The organism is Bacillus amyloliquefaciens DSM 7 = ATCC 23350, from assembly GCF_000196735.1.
Classification (GTDB): Bacteria; Bacillota; Bacilli; order Bacillales; family Bacillaceae; genus Bacillus; species Bacillus amyloliquefaciens.
Map to the genome: position 1 here is coordinate 3,227,928 of NC_014551.1, position 23,255 is coordinate 3,251,182.

17 protein-coding genes, 2 pseudogenes and 1 riboswitch are annotated in these 23,255 nt (G+C 47.8%); of the genes and pseudogenes, 11 read left to right on the forward strand and 8 right to left on the reverse strand.

Going from position 1 to position 23,255, the window contains the following annotated elements; genetic code table 11:
• Positions 1-98: 98 nt before the first annotated feature.
• Entirely contained in the window at positions 99-1,013 is a 915-nt protein-coding gene (locus BAMF_RS36680; protein WP_013353585.1) for a class I SAM-dependent methyltransferase, read from the forward strand.
• A 51-nt stretch (positions 1,014-1,064) separates the two neighbouring features.
• On the opposite strand, the gene BAMF_RS36685 is transcribed toward BAMF_RS36680, so the two are convergent.
• Together BAMF_RS36685 and sspJ are read right to left on the reverse strand one after the other, a co-directional pair.
• Positions 1,065-2,477: an amino acid permease gene (locus BAMF_RS36685; protein WP_013353586.1), complete on the reverse strand. Its 1,413-nt coding sequence runs from the start codon at positions 2,475-2,477 to the stop codon at positions 1,065-1,067.
• A gap of 108 nt (positions 2,478-2,585) precedes the next feature.
• Positions 2,586-2,766: riboswitch (Lysine riboswitch) on the reverse strand.
• Positions 2,767-2,888: 122 nt separating this feature from the next.
• On the reverse strand, positions 2,889-3,029 hold the full coding sequence (sspJ, locus tag BAMF_RS36690) for a small acid-soluble spore protein SspJ (RefSeq protein WP_003151760.1): 141 nt from the start codon (positions 3,027-3,029) through the stop codon (positions 2,889-2,891).
• A gap of 183 nt (positions 3,030-3,212) precedes the next feature.
• On the opposite strand from sspJ, the gene BAMF_RS36695 reads away from it, so the two are divergent.
• Together BAMF_RS36695 and BAMF_RS40975 are read left to right on the forward strand one after the other, a co-directional pair.
• Positions 3,213-3,695, forward strand: a complete 483-nt coding sequence (locus tag BAMF_RS36695; protein ID WP_013353587.1) for a metal-dependent hydrolase — start codon at positions 3,213-3,215, stop codon at positions 3,693-3,695.
• 42 nt (positions 3,696-3,737) lie between these two features.
• Positions 3,738-5,595, forward strand: a pseudogene (locus BAMF_RS40975) (LTA synthase family protein).
• Positions 5,596-5,625: 30 nt separating this feature from the next.
• Here BAMF_RS40975 and BAMF_RS36710 read toward each other — a convergent pair.
• Positions 5,626-6,552 (reverse strand): substrate-binding domain-containing protein, encoded by a 927-nt coding sequence (locus BAMF_RS36710; RefSeq protein ID WP_013353590.1) that lies wholly within the window; start codon positions 6,550-6,552, stop codon positions 5,626-5,628.
• 156 nt (positions 6,553-6,708) lie between these two features.
• Here BAMF_RS36710 and modA point away from each other — a divergent pair, with 156 nt between their 5' ends.
• The 7 genes from modA to BAMF_RS36745 all read left to right on the forward strand — a co-directional run bounded on the left by modA (position 6,709) and on the right by BAMF_RS36745 (position 13,293).
• Positions 6,709-7,467, forward strand: a complete 759-nt coding sequence (gene modA, locus BAMF_RS36715; protein WP_373419143.1) for a molybdate ABC transporter substrate-binding protein — start codon at positions 6,709-6,711, stop codon at positions 7,465-7,467.
• Complete coding sequence (gene modB / locus BAMF_RS36720; RefSeq protein WP_013353592.1) at positions 7,448-8,131, forward strand: molybdate ABC transporter permease subunit; 684 nt, start codon at positions 7,448-7,450, stop codon at positions 8,129-8,131. The genes modA and modB overlap by 20 nt, the downstream gene beginning before the upstream one ends.
• An 85-nt stretch (positions 8,132-8,216) precedes the next feature.
• Positions 8,217-8,864, forward strand: coding sequence for a response regulator transcription factor (locus BAMF_RS36725; RefSeq protein WP_013353593.1), 648 nt, complete (start codon positions 8,217-8,219; stop codon positions 8,862-8,864).
• A gap of 5 nt (positions 8,865-8,869) precedes the next feature.
• Positions 8,870-9,973 carry a sensor histidine kinase gene (locus BAMF_RS36730; RefSeq protein ID WP_038463294.1) on the forward strand — a complete coding sequence of 368 codons (1,104 nt, stop codon included), beginning with the start codon at positions 8,870-8,872 and terminating at the stop codon, positions 9,971-9,973.
• Between the two features lie 119 nt (positions 9,974-10,092).
• Positions 10,093-11,028, forward strand: a complete 936-nt coding sequence (locus tag BAMF_RS36735; protein WP_013353595.1) for an ABC transporter ATP-binding protein — start codon at positions 10,093-10,095, stop codon at positions 11,026-11,028.
• A 23-nt stretch (positions 11,029-11,051) separates the two neighbouring features.
• Positions 11,052-12,146 carry an ABC transporter permease gene (locus tag BAMF_RS36740; RefSeq protein ID WP_013353596.1) on the forward strand — a complete coding sequence of 365 codons (1,095 nt, stop codon included), beginning with the start codon at positions 11,052-11,054 and terminating at the stop codon, positions 12,144-12,146.
• 1 nt (position 12,147) lies between these two features.
• Positions 12,148-13,293, forward strand: coding sequence for an ABC transporter permease (locus BAMF_RS36745; protein ID WP_013353597.1), 1,146 nt, complete (start codon positions 12,148-12,150; stop codon positions 13,291-13,293).
• Positions 13,294-13,326: 33 nt separating this feature from the next.
• Here the strand turns inward: BAMF_RS36745 and BAMF_RS36750 are convergent, their stop codons facing one another.
• Positions 13,327-14,157 (reverse strand): aldo/keto reductase, encoded by an 831-nt coding sequence (locus BAMF_RS36750; protein ID WP_007410023.1) that lies wholly within the window; start codon positions 14,155-14,157, stop codon positions 13,327-13,329.
• 221 nt (positions 14,158-14,378) lie between these two features.
• Between BAMF_RS36750 and BAMF_RS36755 the strand changes: the two genes are divergently transcribed.
• Complete coding sequence (locus tag BAMF_RS36755; protein ID WP_013353598.1) at positions 14,379-14,864, forward strand: hypothetical protein; 486 nt, start codon at positions 14,379-14,381, stop codon at positions 14,862-14,864.
• A 40-nt stretch (positions 14,865-14,904) separates the two neighbouring features.
• Here the strand turns inward: BAMF_RS36755 and BAMF_RS36760 are convergent, their stop codons facing one another.
• The 4 genes and pseudogenes from BAMF_RS36760 to helD form a co-directional block, all read right to left on the reverse strand.
• Complete coding sequence (locus tag BAMF_RS36760) at positions 14,905-16,920, reverse strand: Na+/H+ antiporter (protein ID WP_013353599.1); 2,016 nt, start codon at positions 16,918-16,920, stop codon at positions 14,905-14,907.
• A gap of 288 nt (positions 16,921-17,208) precedes the next feature.
• Positions 17,209-18,924 (reverse strand): assimilatory sulfite reductase (NADPH) hemoprotein subunit, encoded by a 1,716-nt coding sequence (gene cysI, locus BAMF_RS36765; protein WP_013353600.1) that lies wholly within the window; start codon positions 18,922-18,924, stop codon positions 17,209-17,211.
• A gap of 27 nt (positions 18,925-18,951) precedes the next feature.
• The gene (locus BAMF_RS36770; protein ID WP_013353601.1) at positions 18,952-20,760 is read right to left on the reverse strand and encodes an assimilatory sulfite reductase (NADPH) flavoprotein subunit; all 1,809 of its coding nucleotides are present in this window, start codon (positions 20,758-20,760) and stop codon (positions 18,952-18,954) included.
• 174 nt (positions 20,761-20,934) lie between these two features.
• A pseudogene (gene helD, locus BAMF_RS36775) lies at positions 20,935-23,251 on the reverse strand (RNA polymerase recycling motor HelD).
• Positions 23,252-23,255: the final 4 nt, after the last annotated feature.

Here is a 23,255-nt window from a genome sequence, read left to right on the forward strand (position 1 = left end):
AAAAAATTTATTTATGCTAAAATTTACAATTTTGGATTAGCGTGTATAATAAGATTCTCCCGGCCGGAGATTGATGTGAATGACGGAGGATTCTTAATATGAAAGAAAACAAGGCAAGTATGACTTCCCTGCTGTCCGCTTTCGGAAGAGCGTACCACAGTAAATACGGCAAGCCGGTTATGTTTGATGATTTTCTGGCACAAGATCTTATTTCTGAAAAAGAGCATTCAGACATTTGTGATCATTTGATTCAAGGTATATCATTCTTCAGCAAAGACATGGCTCAGGAACTTCAAGATAAACCGGATGATATCTTAAAATGGGTGATTCAAGTCCAGCTGTCTCCTACACCGTTAGCGCGTGCCGCGTATTGTGAAAAAGTGCTTCTGAATGAAATGATGCTCGGGGTTAAACAATATGTCATCCTTGGGGCGGGGCTGGATACTTTCTGTTTCAGGCATCCTGAGGTAACAAATGGCTTAGATATCTTTGAAATCGATCATTACGCTTCACAGGAAGACAAAATAAACAGATTGAAACGCCTGGATTTCGATATTCCGAGTCATCTTCATTTTGTACCGATGGACTTTGCCGCTTCACTTTCTTTCAGCCGTCTGTACCAAGAAGGTTTTTCCCGCCAAAAAACCTTTTTCAGTCTGCTCGGCGTTTCATACTATCTTACGAAAAAGCATCTTGCCCGCCTGCTTACTCAATTATTTGACCAAGTCCCTCCAGGAAGCTCTATCGTCTTTGATTATGCAGATCAGTCGCTCTTTGAAGATAAAGGACTGTCAAACAGAGTGGAAAACATGGTGAAAATGGCTGCAGCCAGCGGAGAGCCGATGCTATCGTGTTTCAGCTATGAAGAAATTGAAAAGGTGTTAGAATCATCAGGTCTGCTTATTTATGAACACTTATCTCCAGCGGCCGTCAATGAGCGTTTTTTCAGCGGACGCACTGACTATTTAACCGCTTTCGAGACCATTCATTTTATACACGCCGTCAAAAAGTAATCCGCTGCCGCAAACAAAAAAGACATCTCACAGTCGTGAGATGTCTTTTTTTCAAACCGATTGTCTGTTGTTTGCAAATTTCTTTGAGACGAAAGGATATAACAGCAAACCGACGAAAAACAGCCCGATACCGAGAATAAAGGTCGTTAAATCGGCCGTTCCGGTGATAATGACGTAAAAAGAATAAATGCAGGCTAAGATGGCGATGAAACCGTCCCGCACTCTTGAACCCTTGATCTCGTCATATGTTTCACCCGTCCAAACAAGCTTCAGACTGTAAAATGCTGATACGAGATACGGAATCAGATAAGCGAGCGTCGCCGCTGTTGTTAAAAACGTAAACGCGTCACTGATCGTCCGGGAAATAACCGAAAAGATAAAGATTTGTGACATGACGTTCGTGACGATTAACGACACAACCGGACTGCCCTGTTTATTCGTTTTTGCAAAAGCAGCGGGAAAGTCCCCTGATTTCGCCGCTTGATACGGAACTTCAGAGCCGAGAAGAATCCAGCCGAGCATCGTTCCGAACAGACACAGGATCGCCAGAATCGCCATGATGATGCTTCCCGCATTGCCGACAATCGCGTACAAGACGTCAACAAACGGTTTCTCCGAGCCGACAAGCTTATCATGTGGAAGCACGCCCATCGTAATCAATGTCACGATAATATAAATGCTGAGCGCGATCAATAAGCCGGTAATGGTGGCGCGTTTCACATCGCGCTGCGAACGGGCGCGCCCGGATAAAATGACCGCAGATTCAATTCCGACGAACGCCCATAATGTTGAAATCGCCGCATTGTGGATCTGCCCGCCGATTCCCTCAACTGTGTGAGGCCCAGTTTGAACCGGAAAATAAAAATGATCGAAAAACGACGTTTGAAACACAAACAAACCTGCAATGATAAAAAAGATAAATCCTAATACTTTTGAAAACGTCGTGACGAAATTTAATTTACTCGCACCGTTAATGCTGGAGACGAGAATCGTGTGAGTGCCCCATAATAAAACCGTACATACGGCAAACGTCAGCAGCTGGCCGAGCGTAACCGCCTGACCGCCGATCGAAAACATTTCACGCTTATCCGTTAAAATCGGGAAAAATGATGTTAAATATCCGGCAAGGCTTGTGATGATCGCCACGTTGCTGATCCAGCTCGCCACCCAGTAGCCCCACACCATCGTGAATCCGGCTGCATTCCCTTTCTTCCGATCGCTGAACAGCGCTCTCGCATAGCTTTGCGGCCCCGCCGTCAGCTCAGGCTTACGGATGGATAAGTGGCCGAAAACAAGCGCGATCATTAAAACACCGGCTCCCGTTAAAAGCCATGCCGATGTAGCGCCGAACGGACTCGCGATTTTTGCGAGCGTGCTCGGAAGGGAAAAGATGCCCGATCCTACCATATTTCCTACGACAAATGCCGTCAGTAACCAAAAACCCCATTTTTTCGTCTGTTCCATTCCTGTACCTCCTGGTTGTTCATTCGTACGGACCAGACCCCGAGACCATATTTACACACAAAAAAAGCCTGAACAAAAGTCCATGCTTAAAGAAACACACACCCTTGATCTCCGGATAGCCCTCCGCGAAAAAGCACGCGGCAGTCCTGCACTTATTCAGATACAGTCCCAGCATAAAGAAGGATCGGCTTTCTTTACACTTCGGCGCTGATGCCTTTAACACATGTTTTGCGGCCCCTGTCAGCCTGGCATGTGCGACTCATCATCAAGCGCAACCTCTACCTCACCGAGAAAGAGTGAGGATTTTTATCATTCAATTCTACTCAGAGGTTATCAGAGATAAAAAGATCTGTCAAAGGGAAAAATTAGACGGAAAACGGATAGAGCATTCGCCCTACCCGTTTTATATGGTCAGCGGTTGTTTTTTTTCTTTTGAACAGCTTCTTGAAGCGGATCGTCTTTCAGAGCTGCACTGGCGTCGTCAAGCGCACCTTGAATGACGTTTTTGTTTTTATCGCTGTTTTTTCCTTTTTCTTTGTTAAAGAAAGCCATCTGTATCACCTCTTTATCAAATATAGGTACACCTATAATGTGTCTTTTTACGCGGCAGAATATGCGGAATCCGCGTCTCCTTCCTTTTGGTGTTACAGGTAAAGTTTGTTGATCAAACATGCATTCTCTTGATATATTTGTAATTCAGGGGATTTTGGCAAAAATAAAAAGGAGAAGCGAAAAATGACAGGAAAAACACACATCATGGGAGGCATCGCTTCTTGTTCCGCAATTGCTTATTACTACGGGTATGATCCGGTTCTGATGACCTCAGCCGGTGCCATCGGGGCGCTGATTCCCGATATATGCCATACGAAAAGCAAAATCGGCAGGACGCTGCCCGTTCTGTCCAAAATCGTAAGCACGGTGTTCGGACACAGAACATTTACACACAGCCTGCTGTTTATGCTTATTATGTTTTTCATCACGGCAACCTACATTCCGAATCCAAGCATTTCCGCCGGACTGATGATCGGAATGGCAAGCCATCTTGTGCTTGACGCATGGACCGTCAACGGGATTAAACTGCTGTTTCCGTCCGCGATCCGCTTCCGTCTTCCCCTTTATATGAGGACGGGGAGCTTTTCGGAGCAGCTTGTGCTGGCCGGCTTAACGATTGTATCCTGCTATTATTTATACGAACTGGTTCACGGCCGCATCTCTTAAACAAAAAGCGTCTTTTCGCTTTTAGGGTGAGGAGTCATACATATGAAGAAATCCTTTTTCAAAAATCATCGGTTTTTATGCTTGTCCATTCTGTTCATGTGGATAAAAACATATGTCGTTTATAAGCTCGGTTTTGATCTGCAGAACAATTCTGTTCTTGAGGAATGTCTGCTTCTCATTAATCCGCTGAGCTTCATTGTGCCGCTGTTCGGCATCGCCCTGCTCCTGACGGAAAAAAAACAGCGGATCTTTTTGCTTTCGGCGAATGTGATATTGACGGGGATTTTAATCGCAAACACGGTGTTTTACGGGTTTTATATTGATTTTATCACCATACCGGTTTTGTTTCAGGCGAGCAATATGGGCGATATGGGAAGCAGCGTCCAAGAGCTGTTTCACCCGCTTTATATCGCTTTATTCTTGGATATTGCGGTTCTGTTTTATCTTGCGAAAAGGGATACAGCCGGTAAGGGAAAAGCAGGCGCACGAACCGTTAAAGCGTATGCGTGGGCATCAGCCGGCCTCATGCTGTGCAACCTTGCGCTGTCTGAGGCCGAGCAGCCGAAGCTGTTCAAGCATCCTTTTGATCGTGAAGCGCTCGTAAAAGGAATCGGCCTGTTCCACTTTCATTTGTATGACACCATTTCGCAGACGCTGAATGCAGGGGCTAAAGCGTTTGCAGATGAAGACAGCCTTGCGGCGGTGGCGAATTACACTCAAGCCGACTACAGCAGCCCGTCCGATTCAAAGTTCGGGCTTGCAAAGGGGCGCAATGTGATTTTTGTGACGCTCGAATCAACACAGCGTTTTGTGATGGACGAACGGGTCAACGGGCGGGAGATTACCCCGTTTATGAATAAGCTGCGGAAAAAAAGTTATGATTTCACTCATTTTTATCAGCAGACCGAACAGGGTAAAACCTCAGATTCAGAATTCATCACCGCGAATTCGCTGTACCCGTCTTCCAGCGGCGCCGTTTTTTTTTACAAAAAGCGGCCACCGGTTCAATACGATGTACCATACGTTAAAAGACCATCAATACTATTCAGCCGTTCTGCATGCCAACCATAAGGCCTTTTGGAACCGGGATGAGATGTACGGCGCCTTCGGAATCGACCGTTTTTTTGACGCCGATGAATTTCAGGTGACACAGGAAAATTCAACGGGCTGGGGCCTGAAGGACAAAGAGTTTCTCGAGCAGTCAGCGGAAAAATTAAAGAAGCTGCCGCAGCCGTTTTACGCAAGCCTGCTGACCTTGACCAACCATTTTCCTTTTGAAATTGAAAAACAAGATCAGCTCATTGATGAACCGGACACAAGCAGCGATTTATTAAACCGCTATGTGACAACGGTCCGCTATGAAGATGAGGCCTTAAAACACTTTTTCAAGAAGCTGAAAAAAGCAGGACTGTATGACAACTCGATGATCGTCCTGATGGGAGATCATTACGGCATATCCGAAGCCCATAATAAAGGACTTGCCGAGTTCTTAGGAAAAGAGGAAATCACTCCGTTTGATACGGTTCAGCTCCAGCGCGTGCCGTTTATCATTCATATTCCCGGGGTGACCGACCGTGCGCCGGAAACGGTTGCTTCCGCTGCGGGACAGGTTGATGTAAAACCGACGCTGCTTCACCTTCTCGGCATTGAAACGAAAGGCAGCATTCAGTTCGGCAATGATCTGTTTTCCAAAGAGCGGACTCCGTTTGCTGTACTGAGAAACGGCAGCTTTATCACGGACGATCATATCTATACGAAAAATACGTGTTACAGCCGCAAAACGGGCGAACCGCTTTCTGACGTGAGCGCGTGCAGTGATGAGAAAGAAAAAGCGGAACAAGAGCTGATGCTCTCCGATAAAATATTAAACGGCGACCTGCTGCGGTTTTATAAGCAATAAAAAAATCCCTCCGTTTTATGGAGGGGTTTTTTATGTTTCATATATCAGCCGTCCGGTCATTTTCGTATCATATCCGGATAATTGAGAAAGCTGAGACTTGAATTCCTCGGAATTGAGAATGTCCCGCACGCTTTGAACAAGCTCCGGGTTTTGTTTTAAGACGACAACATCGTACTGCTCACTGATCACCGGGATAAAATCCGTGCCTGCCATATGCGCCGCATGCTGCGACCCGACTCCTATATCCGCTTTTCCGCCGGATACTTGTGAAGCCGCTGACAGATGATCCGTGACAATGTCATGGTAGCCGGCGACATCAGACGGCGTGATGCCGAATGATCTGAGCTGTTCATCCAGCAGCACCCTCGCGCCTGATCCTTTTTCGCGATTGACGATGCGGACGTCCTTTCTGCTCACGTCCTGAAAGCCCTGAATGTTCAGCGGATTGCCTTTTTTCACATATAATCCGGCCTGCCGAAGCACGACATGAAAAAGCGCAAACGGCTCTCCTGAAAGAATGCGCTTCACATACGGAATGTTATACTGCCCCGTCTCCCCATCGTACAAATGAAGACTGACGATATCGCAAGCCCCCCGGTACATCTCGATCAGGCTGTTTAAACTGCCGCTGTACTTGCGAAGCGGAGCCGCCTGTATCGTTCGTTCCAGCTGTTTGCTGAGGAGGTCCATCGACACATCCTGCCCGCTGATGATAACGGACTCCCTTTTTTCCGGGTCCCGCCTGCGGGGCGAGTCAGCCGCATCGGCTGCGGATGGCTTTTTTGACATCCTCATGTTTGCTTTATATTGTTTTAAGTCTTCTTCATCGACTCTCATCTGTCTCCCGACCTTGTACGCAGGAATGAGCCCTTTTTTTATCAAATCATATACCGTCAGTTTTGAGACCTTCAAAAGGCCCGCAACTTCTTCTATTGTATAGGAAGTGGCTTCTGCCATAATATCACGCTCCGTTTTTATTATAACTGTTAAGTTATTGAAAAAAAACCGCACCACAACGTACAATTACGTTATAATTAGTATGATCTAATGATATTTAGCTATAAGGGGTGCACCATTTTGAAAAAGAAAGCGACACTAATCACAACTGCGGCCATGGCCGTTTTCCTGGCAACGGCGGGCTGCTCATCCGGGCAATCGTCCAAAGGCGGACAAAACGAAAAAGTGACGCTGACCGTTTCCGCGGCTGCCAGCGCTCAGGATGCGCTTGAAGAAATCCAAACCAACTATGAAAAGTCCCATTCAAACGTGACCATTCAAGACAACTTCGGATCATCGGGCACATTGCAAAAACAAATCTCACAAGGCGCGGGAGCTGATTTATTCTTCTCGGCAGCCGAAGATAAATTCCAAAAGCTCGTTGATGACGGAGATATCGACAAAAAGGACAGCACGGATCTTTTGAAAAACGACCTCGTCATGATCGTGCCTGAGAAAAACAGCGCACACCTTACACATCTGAATGACCTGAAAAAAGACAGTACAGATAAAATCGCGCTCGGCACGCCTGAATCCGTTCCGGCCGGACAATACGCCAAACAGTCATTGACGAAATTAGACCTATGGGACAAGGTAAAAGATAAAGTCGTCTATGCAAAAGACGTCCGCCAGGTGCTTTCTTATGTTGAAACCGGAAATGTTGATGCCGGGCTTGTCTATAAAACAGACGCGCTGATTTCAAAGAAGGTGAAAATCACCGATGAAGCGCCTGCGAAAACCCACGATCCGATCGTGTATCCGCTCGGCATCGTCAAGGATACAAAGCACCGTAAAGAAGCGGAAGCGTTTTATCAGTATCTGCAGTCAGATGAAGCGATGAAAGTGTTTAAGAAATATGGATTTACTGCCAAGTAATATTACGGCTTCGGAGTTTTTCACTCCCGTCGTACTGTCTTTTGAGGTGGCTTTGGCATCGGGCATCGCCGTCATCATTCTCGGGACGCTCGCCGGCGCCTGGATGGCGAAAGCGAGATTTCCCGGAAAAACGGCCGTGGAAACCCTGTTTATGCTCCCGCTCGTTCTTCCTCCTACCGTTGTCGGTTTCATTCTGATTATCATTTTCGGGAAACACAGCGTTATCGGCCGGGCGATTGAACAGGTTTTTCACCAGTCCGTCATCTTCACGTGGTGGGCCGCGGTGATCGCTTCGGCCATCGTCGCTTTCCCGCTTATGTATCAGTCCGCCAAAACGGGTTTCGCCGCGGTTGATTCTGACATCGAGGGGGCGGCGAAAGTAGACGGGGCCGGCAGATGGCAGGTATTTACCCGCATTTCCGTGCCGCTTGCCTTTCCCTCCCTCTTGACCGGAAGCATTCTCAGTATCGCAAGAGCGCTCGGTGAATTCGGGGCGACTTTAATGTTTGCGGGAAATATCCCGGGCGTCACCCAAACGCTGCCGACAGCGATTTACGTCGCGATGGATTCCGGCAATGAAACACTCGCCTGGGTATGGGTGATCTGTATTATGATCATTTCTTTTCTGATGCTGTTTTTCATCCAATTGAAAAAACCAGCTTGACCATCCGCCTTCCGCGCAGATTTCGCCGGGAGGCTTTTTGATTTAAAATCGGATGGTATATAATGAACACACAAAGGGTGCGGCTATGAAGATTAATGTCATTATCGCGGATGATAATTCTTTCATCAGAGAAGGAATGAAAATCATTTTGCATACATATGAGGAATTTACTGTATCGGCAACTTTGGAAAACGGACTTGAGGCGGCAGAGTATTGTAAAAACAATCCCGTCGATATCGCCTTATTGGACGTCCGCATGCCGGTAATGAACGGCGTCGAAGCCGCAAAGCGGATCGCGGAGGAAACGGATACGAAGCCGATGATCCTGACGACATTTGACGACGATGAGTATATTTTAGAAGCGATTAAAAACGGCGCGAAAGGATATTTATTAAAAAATACCGAACCGGAACGGATCCGCGATGCGATCAAAAGCGTCTTCAACGGGCACAGCATCCTTCAGGACACCGTGCTGGATAAAATAAAAGACAGCCTTTTCCGTCCGGCGGAAGCAGCGCATCAGATTGATGAAAGCCAGTTTACTGAAAGAGAGCTCAGCATCATGTCGCTCATTGCGAAAGGGTTCTCAAACAGGGAAATTTCAAAACAGCTTTTCATTTCTGAAGGGACGACGGCCAATTATATTTCATCTATTTTAGGGAAAACGGGACTTGAGCACAGAACGCAGATCGCGATTTATTATATTACCGGGAAGGTGGATAACGGGCGTTGAACGGTATGGATTTCTGGATGCTGATAAGCAGACTGATCGTCATTTTTTACACGGCCTTTTTGTTCGTATCGGCAGACCGCCTTTACACGCCGTACGCCGTCTTGTTTCTGCTGCTTTATCTGTCTTTGGGCATTGCGGTCTGCATGATCAGGCCGCCCGCCTGGAGACGCGGAATCACCCTGCTCGCGCTGGCATTGACCGTCTGGCTTTCCGTACGGGGCCATCCGGCGTTTCTGTTTCTTTTGCCGCCCGCCATTTTCGCCGTCCTTGCCGAATACCCGGTTCACCGCTATATGTTCTGCCTGTTTGTGTTTTTGCCGTTTTTATTTATTCCGTACGGCGATCTTCCCGCCTATACCGTCATAACCCTGTTCTGCCTGGCGATTTTCGTATTGGCCGCCCGGTCAAACGATCGGCTGAAGAAATATGAGGAGCAGTCAGACAGTATGCGGTCGAGCATCGAAAAGCTGACGAAACAGCTGCACAGCAGCACCGAATACATCAAACAATCGGAGTACACCGGCAAACTCGAAGAAAGAAACAGATTGTCCCAGGCCATCCATGACAAAATCGGCCATTCCATGACCGGCGCGCTCATTCAGATGGAAGCGGCAAAGCGGATGCTCAGCTCCCATCCTGAAAAAGCGGCAGACCTGCTTCAAAACGCCATTACCATTTCTAAAGAAGGCATAGAGGATATCCGGATTACGCTGAAAAATATGAAACCGCCCGCTGAACAAATGGGCATTCACAGATTAAGAACATTTATTGATGAATTTTCGGCCAAAAACGGCCTGCCGGTTCCGTTTACGTACAGAGGTGATTTGGACAGGCTGACGCAAATGCATTGGAGAGTCATTCAGGAAAACGTAACCGAAGCCCTGACCAACACGATGAAATACGCCGATGCCACGCAGATCTCCATTGATATTCACGTTTTGAATAAAGCCGTGAAAGCGGAAGTGAAAGATAACGGAAACGGCGCCGTCCGCTTTAAAAAAGGCCTCGGGATGCTCGGTATGGAAGAACGGGCCGCCGTTCTCCGCGGAACCGTCATTTTTGACGGCACGGCGGGTTTTTCCGTCACAACCTTGCTGCCGATTGAATAAGTGAATGTTTTCATGTGAAAAATATGAAGATTCTCATGTCAAAGGAATGAACAGCTGCACTAACGGCCGTTCATTCTTTTTTTTATAATAAGAGCATCATAAGACATAGAGGTGGAAACATGAACATTTTGGAGCTCAAACAGCTGAGTAAGAAATTCGGCGATTACGCCGCCGTTGACCAGATGTCACTTGCCGTAAAAGAAGGTGAGATTTTCGGGTTTCTCGGCGCAAACGGAGCCGGAAAAAGCACAACCATCAACATGATTTCAGGCCTTTTAAAACCCTCAGACGGAGACATTTTGTTTCTCGGCAAAGATATTTTCAAGCACAGCAAAGCAACGAAAATGAATATCGGCATCGTCCCGCAGGACCTCGCCATTTATGAAGAATTAAACGCCTATGAAAATGTGAAATTCTTCGCCGGGTTATACGGCCTGAGAGGGGCGGCTCTGAAAGAACGGGTCGAGGAAGCACTGACATTCGTCGGTTTGAGCGATAAACACAAATATTTGCCGAAGCATTTTTCCGGCGGAATGAAACGCCGGCTCAATATTGCCTGCGCCCTTGCCCATCGGCCGAAACTGATCATCATGGATGAACCGACGGTCGGCATTGACCCGCAATCAAGAAATTATATTCTGCAATCAGTGAAAAAACTGAATGAAATGGGCTGCACGATCATCTATACGAGCCATTACATGGAGGAAGTTGAAGAAATATGCACGCGCATCGCTATCATTGACCACGGAAAAGTCATCGCGGAAGGCACAAAGGAACAGCTGACCTCCATCATTACCGACACAAAAGATGTCGTGATTGAGCTGTCATCCGGAAACGGCATCAGTCTCGGCGATATTCAGGAGATTCCCGGCGTCAGAGCCGCGGCACTGGAAGAAAACAGCGTAAAAATCAGCTCTGACACAGGGGTCAACAATTTAAACCGCCTGATCCGATACTTCATGGACAAAGGAATTGAGATCCGCTCCTTACAGGAACAGGCCCCTGACTTAGAAACGGTATTTCTCACTCTGACAGGCAGAAGCCTGCGCGACTGACCAAACTGAAAGGAGGATTGCAAATGCGTATTCTGCACATCGCCGGGAAAGAAATCAAAATCAGTTTCCGTGACAGACGGACCTTTATTTTCATGCTTGCTTTTCCGATCGTCTTTATGCTGATTTTCACTGCGGCATTATCAAACGCCTTTGACTCAGAGGTGACGGTCGGGAACATCAAGGTGGTTTATACGGACCAGTCAAACGGCCCTCTTTCTCATTATTTTACTGAGTTTATGAAAGCGGCCAAAAAAGAGCATGTCTATTTTCAAAAAGCGGACACTGAGGCAAAAGGCAAAAACGATGTTCGTGAAAATCAGGCGGATGCTTTCGTCACTGTAAAAAACAGCGGTTTTCAAGTCTATACAAATGACCGGAGCGGCATGAACGGCACGATCGTCCAAGGCATGCTGACCGCTTTTACCAACCAATACAAAGCAGGCGCCGCCGCTTACAAGGCACATAAGGCACCTGCCGCCGGCGAAATAAAAAGTGATTATATTAAGCAGACGTCTTTAAACAAAGCGAAAGAACCGAAAGCGAAAGATTTTTACGCGGTTTCCATGACGACAATGATCGGGCTGTACGCCTCAATTTTTGCAAGCACCTTGTTCCGCGGGGAACGAATACGGCACACTGCGGATCGCCTGATCGCCGCGCCCCTTTCGAAAAGCGATATCTTTCTTGGAAAAATGCTCGGCATTTTGGCTGTGAACTTTCTGACGATCCTTGCCGTTGTCGCCTTCAGCAAATTTATCTTAAAAGCGAATTGGGGCAGCCATATGGGACTTGTGCTTTTGATTCTCGTCTCTGAAATTCTTTTGGCCGTCAGCTTCGGTCTCAGCATGAGCTATTTGACCAGAAAACCCGAAAGCGCCAGATTAATCACTGTCATCATCGTTCAGGTGATGGCCATTATCGGCGGCGCCTATTATAAATATGAAGACGGAGGAATTTCCGTCCTGTCGCCATTAACTTGGATCAATAAGGCGATTAATAAAATTATATACGCCAATGACGTATCAGCCGCCTGGCCTGCAATTGGTTTAAATACAGCATTAGCGGCGCTCTTTTTGCTGATCGCCGCGGTTACGTTTCAAAGACGGGAGGGACTGTAATATGAAAAACTTCTGGTGGCTGTTTACACATGCTCTCAAAGGGATTACAAAAAGCAAAAAACAGCTCATCCTTTATATCGGCGCACCGCTGATCGGCGTCTTTCTCTCCTTCATGACCAATGCCAATGGCGGAGCCGAAACGCTCAATATCGGCATTCTCAACCAAGACGGAGGAGAAGTGTCCCAGGATACGGTATCGTTTTTAAAAGGGCTGGATCATGTGAGGATTTCGGAGGAAACGGCTGCGTCTGCCTCATCAAAGATCGCGTCAGGGAAAATGGAGGCGCTGATTACGTTTGAAAAAGGCTTTTCGCAAAGCGTAAAAGACGGGAGACCGTCTCATATCGGCATGACCTCGCTGAAAGGCGCCCAGGTCACCGGGTATGTCAGCTCTTATCTGTACAATTATATTAACAGCGCCGCCTCAATCGGCAAATCTTCCGGCGGAGACGCGAAAGCTTTTCAGGCGATGTACGCCGATTTCAAGCATTCTCCCATTCAAACGGAATCCGCTGTTTTACAAGATACATCGAACCATAAAGAAATGACTTACTCAGTCATTGGATATCTCATCATTATTATGCTCTATTCCGCCGGCAACCTGACAGAACTGATGATTAAAGAGAGAGAAAACAGAACGTACTACAGGCTGCTGTCAACGCCGATCACGTCAAAACAGTATGTATTGGCGAACGCGGCGGTGAATATGATTATCATGGCCGTCCAAATTATATTCGCCGTTCTCTTTATGGGCGCAGCTTTTCATATTCAGCCGTCATTCCCGCTGTGGCAGCTGTTCGCCCTGATGATGCTGTTTGCCTTAAGCGCGATCGGGATCGCCTTTATTACCGTCGGTTTTTCCAACAGCAGCGCTTCGGCGTCGGCGCTTTTGAATTTAATCGTCGTACCGACATGTTTGCTGGCAGGCTGCTTCTTTCCCGGCAATATTATGCCGAAAACGGTGCAGACAATCGCCGAATTTCTGCCTCAGCATTGGGTGCTCGATACGGTGGATCAACTGCAGCACGGCCGTTCGCTCCAAAGCCTGACACTGAATATCACTATTTTAGGAGCCTTCGCCGCCGCCTTTTTATTAATTGCCGCATACAGGTTCAGTGTAAAACGGCAGTCACAGACATTTATGTAAAAGAAAAACAGCCCCGTAAAGGGCTGTTTTTTCTTAGAACAGAAGCTCGTCCGGATTCGGGCCGACACGCTCGTCTTTGTTTAATGCGCTGATCTTTTCCATTTCTTCCTGTGACAGTTCGAAATCAAAAATATCGGCATTTTCTATGATGCGGTGCTCTTTAATGGATTTCGGAATGGTAACGACTTCGTTTTGAAGATCCCAGCGCAAAATCACTTGAGCGACCGATTTGTTATGTTTTTCCGCAATTTGTGACAGCACTTCGTTATCCAAGAGCTGTCCCTGCATCAATGGAGACCATGCTTCCACTTGAATGCCCTGCGCTTTGCAGAAATCTCTTACTTCTTTTTGAGTCAGGCGCGGGTGGAATTCTATCTGGTTGACCATCGGCTTGATCTCAGCATCTTTCAGCAGTTCTTCTAAGTGATGCACTTGGAAGTTGCTGACGCCGATCGCGCGGATTTTGCCGTCTTTGTACAGCTTTTCAAGAGCGCGCCATGTGTCTTTATATTTATCCTTGCCCGGCCAATGAATCAGGTATAGGTCAAGGTAATCGAGGCCGAGGCGCTCAAGGCTTTTCTCAAATGCGTCAAGTGTCGTTTCGTATCCTTGATCTTCATTCCACACTTTTGACGTGATGAACAGCTCTTCTCTGGCAACGCCCGCAGCTCTGATGCCTTCGCCGACGCCCTCTTCATTTTTATAAATTGCCGCCGTATCAATGCTGCGGTAGCCATTTCTGATTGCCGCTTCGACAGAATCCGCCGCTACGCTTCCGTTTTCCACCTTAAATACGCCAAGGCCGAACCACGGCATTTCAACGCCATTATGAAGCTTTACAGTATCTTTTAAGCTTTTTGCCACGTTGAACCATCCTTTCTAGTCATTATGTAAACGGTTATTATTATCTCACATTTCCGCCGTAAGAAACCAATTATACGCTCATCGTTATAACAGAAACCCTCTTTAGTACTCCGGCACCACTAACGTTATTATTTTCCTATTTTTCAAAAAATCCGGTTAGCCCGGTAACTGACCGGGTAAATCGCTAATGTAGCCACCAAACAATTGAAGGAGGAAATACGATGAAACGTATACGCATCCCAATGTCCGTTGCCCTTGGCGCCGCTTTGTCCCTGACTCCTCTGTCCTTTGTATCCGCAAAAGAAAAGCCAGTCCCTCAAAACATGGCACAGCAAAAGTCAGATGTCTCCGCAAAAGATGTCGGTTTAAACATTGATGTTGACCTGCTCGGCATCGGCAATTCGATTGCTGACGCGATTAAGTCGGCGCAAAACCGTGACGGCTTCGTCAAAAACTTAATGGAATCTTCATTCTACGCTTCAGGACAAAAATATAATGTCATGGTGTTTAATTTAAGCCAGGAATATGAAGATCATTTTAACGGCGTTCAGTTTTACGGTTCCGCCGTTTATGACGGCATCACATACGGCATTTGGGTGTTTGAAGACGGAAGCTTCACCAACAAAGGCGATGGCGGCTGGATCAACTGGGCCTTCAGAGGCTGGTTTGACCGCGACGGCGATCACTTCGAATTTCATCGTCCGTAATCAAAAAAAGTCCGGCACACAGATGCCGGACTTTTTTCATTTATTCATCTCCGTCAAGCATCGCCGCTTCCACATCATTGATGTATTGGCGAAGCTCATGTGACATGTCGCGGGAGATTTCCCGCTCTTCGAATAATGTTTGGATTTCGTTGCGGATGGCCTGCACGGCCCGCAGTTTGATCTCAAGTTTTTGATTTTCAAAACGGCGGCTCGGATTCTGTTCGTGATACGAGTGCCCCAGCCTGAAAATCAAGTGATTGTAAAAGGAAATGACGGCAAGCGTCACATCTTTATTTTCTTCGGTCATCTGTTTTTTCAGGCTTTCAATTGCCGCTTTTGCCGTTTTAACCCTTGTGGCGCGAATGAGGCCTTCTTCATTTAAAATCGACATTTCCGGCTTTTTTTGTTCACCGAAAAAGATCCAGTACATCAGGCGTTTCAGCTTTTTCTTAGATAGGCCGACTTTAAACGGATTCGTATAAAGCACTTCCAGCTCATCGAACCGTTCCTGGAGGCTGTCAGCCGTTTCTTCCGGGATGTCGCCCCGCTCAATCAGCCGGAGCAGTTCTTCCTGTTCAGCCTGTATCCCTTGGGCGCGGACTTTCCGCTCATCTTTTTTCGTGCGGTTTTTTACGGTGAACTGCTGAAACCTGAGATTTTTCATTTTCTCATTGTATTCGGCAATGACCGCAAAAGAAGCCGTTTTGTTTGTCTCATTCATATTTTCTTTGATGGACGATAAAGCAGCCTTTATCAGCTTCCGTCTCGCTGTCAGCAATTTGACTTTCTTCTCTTTCGCATTGTCTTCCGGCTTATCAGTCAGAATCGGCAGTACGATTGTCGCCAGCACCAATGTGCACAAAATAACACCTGCGGCTAAAAAGAGAATCAAATTCCGTTCAGGAAACGGCGAGCCGTCGGAGAGCACGTACGGAATGGAAAAGGAACCCGCAAGCGTGACCGCTCCCCTGACGCCTGAAACCGAAATCAGCAGCGTGGAGCGCAGGCCGGGCTTATAAATGCTCTGATCCTTGTTAAAAAACCACTTGCCGTTCCAAAAAAACAACACCCACAAAAATCTGAGAATCATTAACGTCAGCGTAATGACGATAATGTACCCGATGACCATCATATTGTTAAACGCGGTATCATTAAAAATAACAGAAACCACATCCGGTATTTGCGTTCCTAATATGACGAAAACAAGACCGTTAAGAATGAACAAAATAATATTCCACGTACTTGCAGAGACGATTTGCAGTTTGACCATCGTTGATTCAAGACGATCCTGCTCCACCGCATGCGTGATGCCGCCGGCCACAACCGCTAAAATGCCGGAAACGCCGATTTCTTCAGCCGCCAGATAAATGACAAACGGCGTCAGAATTTGAATCAGCATATGCATCGTGACATCCTGCATGCCGAGGCGGCGCAAAAACAGCCGGAAACGGATAATCAAAAAAGAAATGACGACACCGCTGAGTAAACCGCCGGCTGAAATCAAAACAAAGCTGAACGCGGCTTGCGCCAGCGAAAATGCGCCCGTCACGGCAGCCGCAATCGCAAATTTAAAAGCGACCAGGCCGGATGCGTCATTCATCAGCCCTTCTCCTTCAAGGAGACGCAGAATGCCTTTTGGCATCTTCACACGCCCTGACAGCGCGCTGACCGCAACAACATCAGTCGGTGACAGGATCGCCGCCAGCCCGAACGCGGCGGCCAGCGGAATGCTCGGAATCATCCAATGAATGGTGTAACCGCCGACAATGACCGTGGCAAACACGAGCCCGAGTGCGAGAAGCAGAATCGGCGCTCTTAAATTCCAAAGTTCCGCACGCGGCGTCCGTTTTCCATCGTTAAAAAGCAGCGGAGCGATAAACAAAACAAAAAACAATTCGGTATTCAGTTCAAAATGAAGCCCCTGCGGAAATGACGCCGCAATGATACCGAGCGCCACCTGAATCAGAGGCACCGGGATAAAGGGGACAAACCGATTTATAATATTGGAGATCGCAATGATGGTTAAAAGTACGAGTACGACTAAAAATATGTCCAAAGCATGACCTCCTTCATCTGCTGCATTGAATCATCATTGCCTGTTCTCACGGCACCTGTCAAAGGCCGGAGCCAATTACCGGGCTGGCCCGGTATATTTTCCGCACACAACCTTTCTTCTCTTATATTACCCGTTTTTATTTAAAATTTCTCATAACGTGCTCACGGGGAACTTTTTTTGCCTTCGGCTACTTTTTTTCTAAAAAAAGAAAAAGCCTGTTTTCTATGAAAACAGGCTTTTCGCACGGCTGCGTTCCTACTGTTCAGTAAATTGTTTCAGCAGCTCATCTTATTCGTGAAAATTCGTTCCGTCTGTTGTCGCTTTAATAATGCCCGCACGGATGACGAAATCTCCAAAGTGTTCGCCTTCCTCGCGCTCTTTCGCATAACGCGGCAGAATGGTGCGGAGCTCACTGAGAATCTCCTCTTCACCGATATTTTCCCGGTACATTTTGCTTAAACGGCTGCCGTCAAATGCAGCTCCTAAATACATATTATATTTTCCCGGCGCTTTTCCGATAAATCCGATTTCACCGAGCGCATGGCGGGCGCAGCCATTCGGGCAGCCAGTCATACGGATGGTGATCTCTTCATCCCGCAGACCGTTTTCGTCAACAATGGCTTCAATTTTATCAATCAGCTTTGGCAGATACCGCTCCGCTTCGGCCATCGCGAGCCCGCATGTCGGAAGCGCGACGCAAGCCATTGAACTGCGGCGCAGGGCGGAATGCTGCCGGCCGTCTGTCAGACCGTATTGTTCGATTAATGCGCTGATTTGTTTCTTTTTCTCGCTCGTCACATTGCCGATAATCAGGTTTTGATTAGAGGTGAGACGGAAATCTCCCGTATGGACTTTGGCGATTTCACGTAATCCCGTCATCAGCTTATAATCCTCATAGTCCGTGACACGGCCGCCTTCGATGAACATCGTAAAATGCCATGTTCCTTTTACGCCTTTCACCCATCCGTAACGGTCGCCGTTATGGTCAAAATGATAAGGTTTCGCCTCATCCAGCTGCCAGCCGAGGCGGTTTTCCAGCTCGGCTTTTACATTTTCCAGACCGAGACGGTCAACAGTATATTTAAATCTGGCATTCTTTCTGACGGAACGATTTCCGTAATCACGCTGAATCGTAATGGTTTTTTCCGCTACATCATACAGCTGCTCCGGTTTGCAGAAGCCGATGACTTTTGAAAGCTGCGGATAAGTGGCCGTATCACCGTGCGTCATTCCCATACCGCCGCCGATCGCCACGTTGAATCCGATAAGTCTGCCTTCTTCTACAATCGCAATGAAGCCGAGATCTTGAGAAAAGACATCGATATCATTGGACGGAGGCACGGCGATTCCGATTTTGAATTTCCGCGGCAAATACAGCGGCCCGTACATCGGTTCCGTTTCCGTATCAGGAGTGCCCGCCACACGTTCCTCATCAAGCCAGATTTCATGATAGGCTCTCGTGCGCGGAAGAAGGTCATCACTCAGTTTTTTCGACCATTCGTACACTTCCGCATGGATTTCAGACTGATACGGATTTGAAGCGCACATGACGTTTCGGTTGACATCTCCGCAGGCCGCAATGGTATCAAGCAGCGCCTCATTGATTTTCTGAATCGTTTTTTTCATGTTCCATTTTAAAATTCCGTGCATTTGGAACGTTTCGCGCGTTGTCAGCTTTAATGTATTGTTTCCGTATTTTTGCGCCAGTTCATCCATGACAAGCCATTGCTCCGGAGTTGACACGCCGCCTGGCATCCGGACGCGCAGCATGAATTGATAAGCCGGTTCAAGCTTTTGTTTCTGACGTTCATTGCGGAGATCGCGGTCATCCTGCAGGTAGCTGCCGTGATGCTTCATCAGCCGGTTGTCATCGTCCGGGATGCCGGCTGAAATCCGGTCAAGCATGACTTCTTTCAATGTGCCGCGCAAATAATCACTTTTTTCTTTAATTTCCTCAACATCACTTGGAGGGCCTTCCGGCGCTTTTAAAATGTTGTTCACCATGCTGAATAAGCTCCTTTCAAACCAAAATCAATATACGTCACGCTGATAGCGTTTTTTCTGCTGCATGTCTGCCAGGAAGCTTTCCGCTTTTTCACGGCTCATGCCGCCTTCTTCCTGAATGATATCGAGAAGCGCCTGGTGCACGTCATGCGCCATATGCTGTTCATCACCGCAGATGTATACGGCGGCTCCCTGCTGCAGCCATTCATACAGCTCTTTGCTTTGTTCTTTCATACGGTGCTGCACATATACTTTTTCCTCCGAATCCCGGGAAAAAGCGACGTCCATTTTTGTAAGTACACCGTTTTGCAGCCATTTTTGCCATTCCGTCTGATACAGAAAATCAGTGACAAAGTGCTGATCTCCGAAAAACAGCCATGTTTTCCCTTCAGCACCGGTTTCTTCACGTTCCTGCATAAAGGAACGGAACGGCGCGATGCCTGTCCCCGGCCCGACCATAATAATCGGTGTATCCGGGTTTTCCGGCAGCTTGAAGTTTTGGTTGTGCTGAATGTAAACCGGAAGCGTATCTCCCGGCTGGAGTCTTTCCGCACACAGAATGCTGCAGACGCCTTTTCGTTCTCTGCCGTGCGCGTCATATCTGACCGCTCCGATTGTCAGATGCACTTCTTCCGGATTCGCTTCTAAACTGCTTGCGATCGAATAGAGCCGGGCCGGCATTTTACGCAGGATGGAAAGAAAGTCTTCCGCGGACGCTTCCCACGGACCGAAATCCCGGACGAGATCAAGCAGGTCACGGCCGTTGATGTATGCTTTCACCTGCTCTTCATTTCCTTCGGCCAGAAGTTCACTCAGCTTTTTGTCAGTCGTAAACTGTGCGGCCTTTTGCAAGAGCGGTTTTGTTAACACTGTAATTTCAAAATGAGAAGTGAGCGCGTCTTTCAGCGGACGGGTCTCTCCTTGCTTATTCACCGCCACTTCCTGTTTTGGGTCCCATTTCAGCTCATTGATCAGCTCATCCACGAGCGCCGGATCATTTTCCGGATAGATGCCGAGGCTGTCCCCGGGCTGATACGCGAGACCGGAACCTTCAAGCGAAAGCTCCAGATGGCGTGTTTCTTTATTCGAACCGCGCCCGTTCAGATTGATGTTCTCAAGAACCTCCGCCCGAAACGGGTTCGTTCTGGAATAAACGGATTCACCGAGAGCAGGCGTCTCGGCAGGCGCTTCGGCTGTTTGGTTTCCCGCACCTTCGTTCAGGCCGCCGATAACCGCATCAAGCCATTCTGAAAACGGTTCATCATAATCAAGATCGCAATCAACCCGGGGCGCAAGCTGCGTGCCGCCGAGCTCTTTAAGACGCTCGTCAAACTCTTTGCCGGTCTGGCAGAAAAATTCATACGAGCTGTCCCCGAGCGCCAAAACGGAAAAACGGAGCGCTTCAAGCTTCGGCGCGCGTCTGCCGTGAAGAAATTCATGAAAAGCCAGCGCGTTATCCGGCGGATCGCCCTCTCCGTGCGTGCTCACCAAGATCAGTAAATTGTTTATTTTTTTCAGATTATTCGGCTTAAAATCGTTCATCGACGCGACGGTGACTTGGAATCCCCGTTCCTCAAGCGTCTTTACCGTCTGTTTCGCAAGACCTTCCGCATTTCCCGTTTGCGATCCGTATAATACGGTCACTTCTTTCGAGACTGCCGGGCTTTCTGCCGCAGCCTGGGGAGCGGGTGCGGCTGCTTCACCGGACTCGGGCCGGGCCGCAGCCAAGTAACCGCTCAGCCAGATTTTCTGTGATTCTGTCAAGGTCGGCAGAAGGCGGTTAAGGAGCTCTGCCTGCTCCTGATTAAACGGACTGTTCATGACCTGAAGTTGCAACGATATCCACCTCACAAGGAATTAAACGTAACGTACGTTATTTCTATAGGAATTGTCAAAATAATATTCTAATTGAAACTTTACCGAAAATTTGTATGTAAGTAAAATATATAATCGTGATGATAATGATTAAGATTACTAATGATAAAAAGCCCTTTGCACTCGGCAAAGGGCTTACACGAATAAGCCGGCGGGCACTTCTTTTATAAAAGGAGAAGTTTCTCCGGGAGACAGCACGGTCAGATGATGCATCGCCCGCGTGCAGGCCGTATATAACAGCTTGCGGTCATGCTGGCTATTGTACTGGGTAACAGAGGCGTCAGCAACAATGACGGCGTCAAACTCAATGCCTTTTGCCAAATACACGGGAATGACGCATACCCCTTTTTGGAAAGGCTGATTTTCTTTATTGATCAAACGGACATCGCTTGCGACGCTGACCGCCTGAAATACTTTTTTTGCTTCCGCGGCAGTTTTGCAGATGACGGCGATCGTCTCCCAGCCTTTTTGCCTGAGCTCCCGTATTGTTTCCGTCAATTGCTCCTGCCGCGCTTTTTCTGTATCCGCCCGCAGGAGACGCGGTTTTTCTCCGTTCCGGTTAAAAGGCTCAATGTCATCACCGTCATCGAGCAGCGCTTTCGTAAATTCAACAATCTGCCGCGTCGACCTGTAAGTCCGCTTCAGGCTGACATACTTTTCTGCGCCGTTGCGAAAGCAGCCGGCAAGTGAAGAAGGGCCCGTGATGGTGTGGGCATAAATCGACTGGCTGACATCACCGAGCACCGTCATCTTCGCGGCTGGGAAGATGTTTTGAATATACGTCAGCTGAAATGGGGAATAATCCTGCGCTTCATCAATGAATACGTGCTTCATTTGTGTGTTTTTTCTTTTTCCTTCTATTAGATCCTGCAAATAAAGATACGGAGCTGCATCTTCATATGGGAGTGACTGCTCTGCGAACGCTTTCCGGGTCAAAGCGCCGATGCTCTGCCATTGATCAGGCGTTTCATATGATCCCCAGTCTGAAAACAGCCGGAGATACATCCGTTTTATATCGAGAAAGCCAAGCTGTCTGACGGCCTGCTTAATCGGCTTAAAAGCTTTTCCCACAATGATGGCGCCAAGCAGCCGCTGTTCGCGCTGATGGTCGTCAAAAGCAGGTTCATCATCCGCCGCTTGCTTCTTGAGTTTTTGATAAACCTGAGCATAGTCTTCCTTATCGAGCAGCTCACTCTCCTGCAGAACCCATTCCTTCTTACGTTCCTTTTTTTCGAGTGCGCTGATTTCCGCAAGAAGCCATTCCGCCGTCAGCTCCGCTCTGTTCGGAATCGGCAGCTGCTGATCAAGTGAGTAAAAGTAATCTTCAATCCGCTCTTTTGAAATCAGTATTTCTCCCCGGAAGCTGATCTGTTTACACATCAGGCCGGAGACGGAAAGCGATCCGGCGTAACGGTCAATCATGGTCCGGAAAGCTGATGACGCTTTGTAGGCGATGGCTGTGAGCCTTACGGAAAGCGCGTCCTGATTCTGCTCGGTCAGGCAATATTCGAGCTGTTCGTACGGGCTTTCACATTCAAACTTTCGTCCGAGCCGGCGGGCGATATATTCCTGAAACGTGGCCTGTTCCATATTTTCTTCTCCCAGTTCCGGCAATACGGCGGAAACGTAACTGTTGAACAAAATGTTCGGAGAAAACAGCACTATCTGACGGGCGTCAAGCACACCGCGCCCGCGGTACAGCAAGTAAGCGGCCCGCTGAAGCGCCGCGGATGTTTTCCCGCTTCCGGCGGCTCCCTGAACGATGAGATATTTGCTTTTTTCATCACGAATTATTTCATTCTGTTCTTTTTGGATGGTTGACACGATGTTTTTCATCTGCTGGCCGGAATGGCCGCTCAGCACCTCTTGCAGCATTTCGTCACCAATCGTCATATCCGTGTTAAACATCGCTTTAAGCGTCCCGTTTTTAATGATAAACTGCCGCTTCAGTGTGATGTCCCCTTCTATCGTTTCTTCCGGAACTTCATAGCGGGCTTTTCCCGGGGAATATTGATAGTAAAGAGATGAAATGGGCGCACGCCAATCGTAAATGAGAAAATGCTCATTGGTTTCATCCATTAAAGAAGTCAGCCCGATATAAATCTGCTCGGCAGAGGACTCCCCTTTTTCCGTAAAATCGACACGGCCGAAGTAAGGAGAGGCTTTCAGCTTTTGGATTTTTTGAAGCTGCCGGTATTGAAGCCGATGCGTCCGTTCACGTTCTGAAAGCATTTCAGCCTGCTGTTTAATGCTTGAAAATGTTTCCGCCGCTTCATGGGCATCATCCAAATTAACCGTGACATCATCCCAAAACGTTTTTCTCAAACCGACAATATCCTGCTTCAATCCGGCCCGATGATGCTTCAAGACGCGTTTGTTTCTGATCCAGTTCCTTCATGACAAAATTGATTCTTTCCTGCTCTTCTTTCCATTCTTCATCACGTTTTGCCATCAGC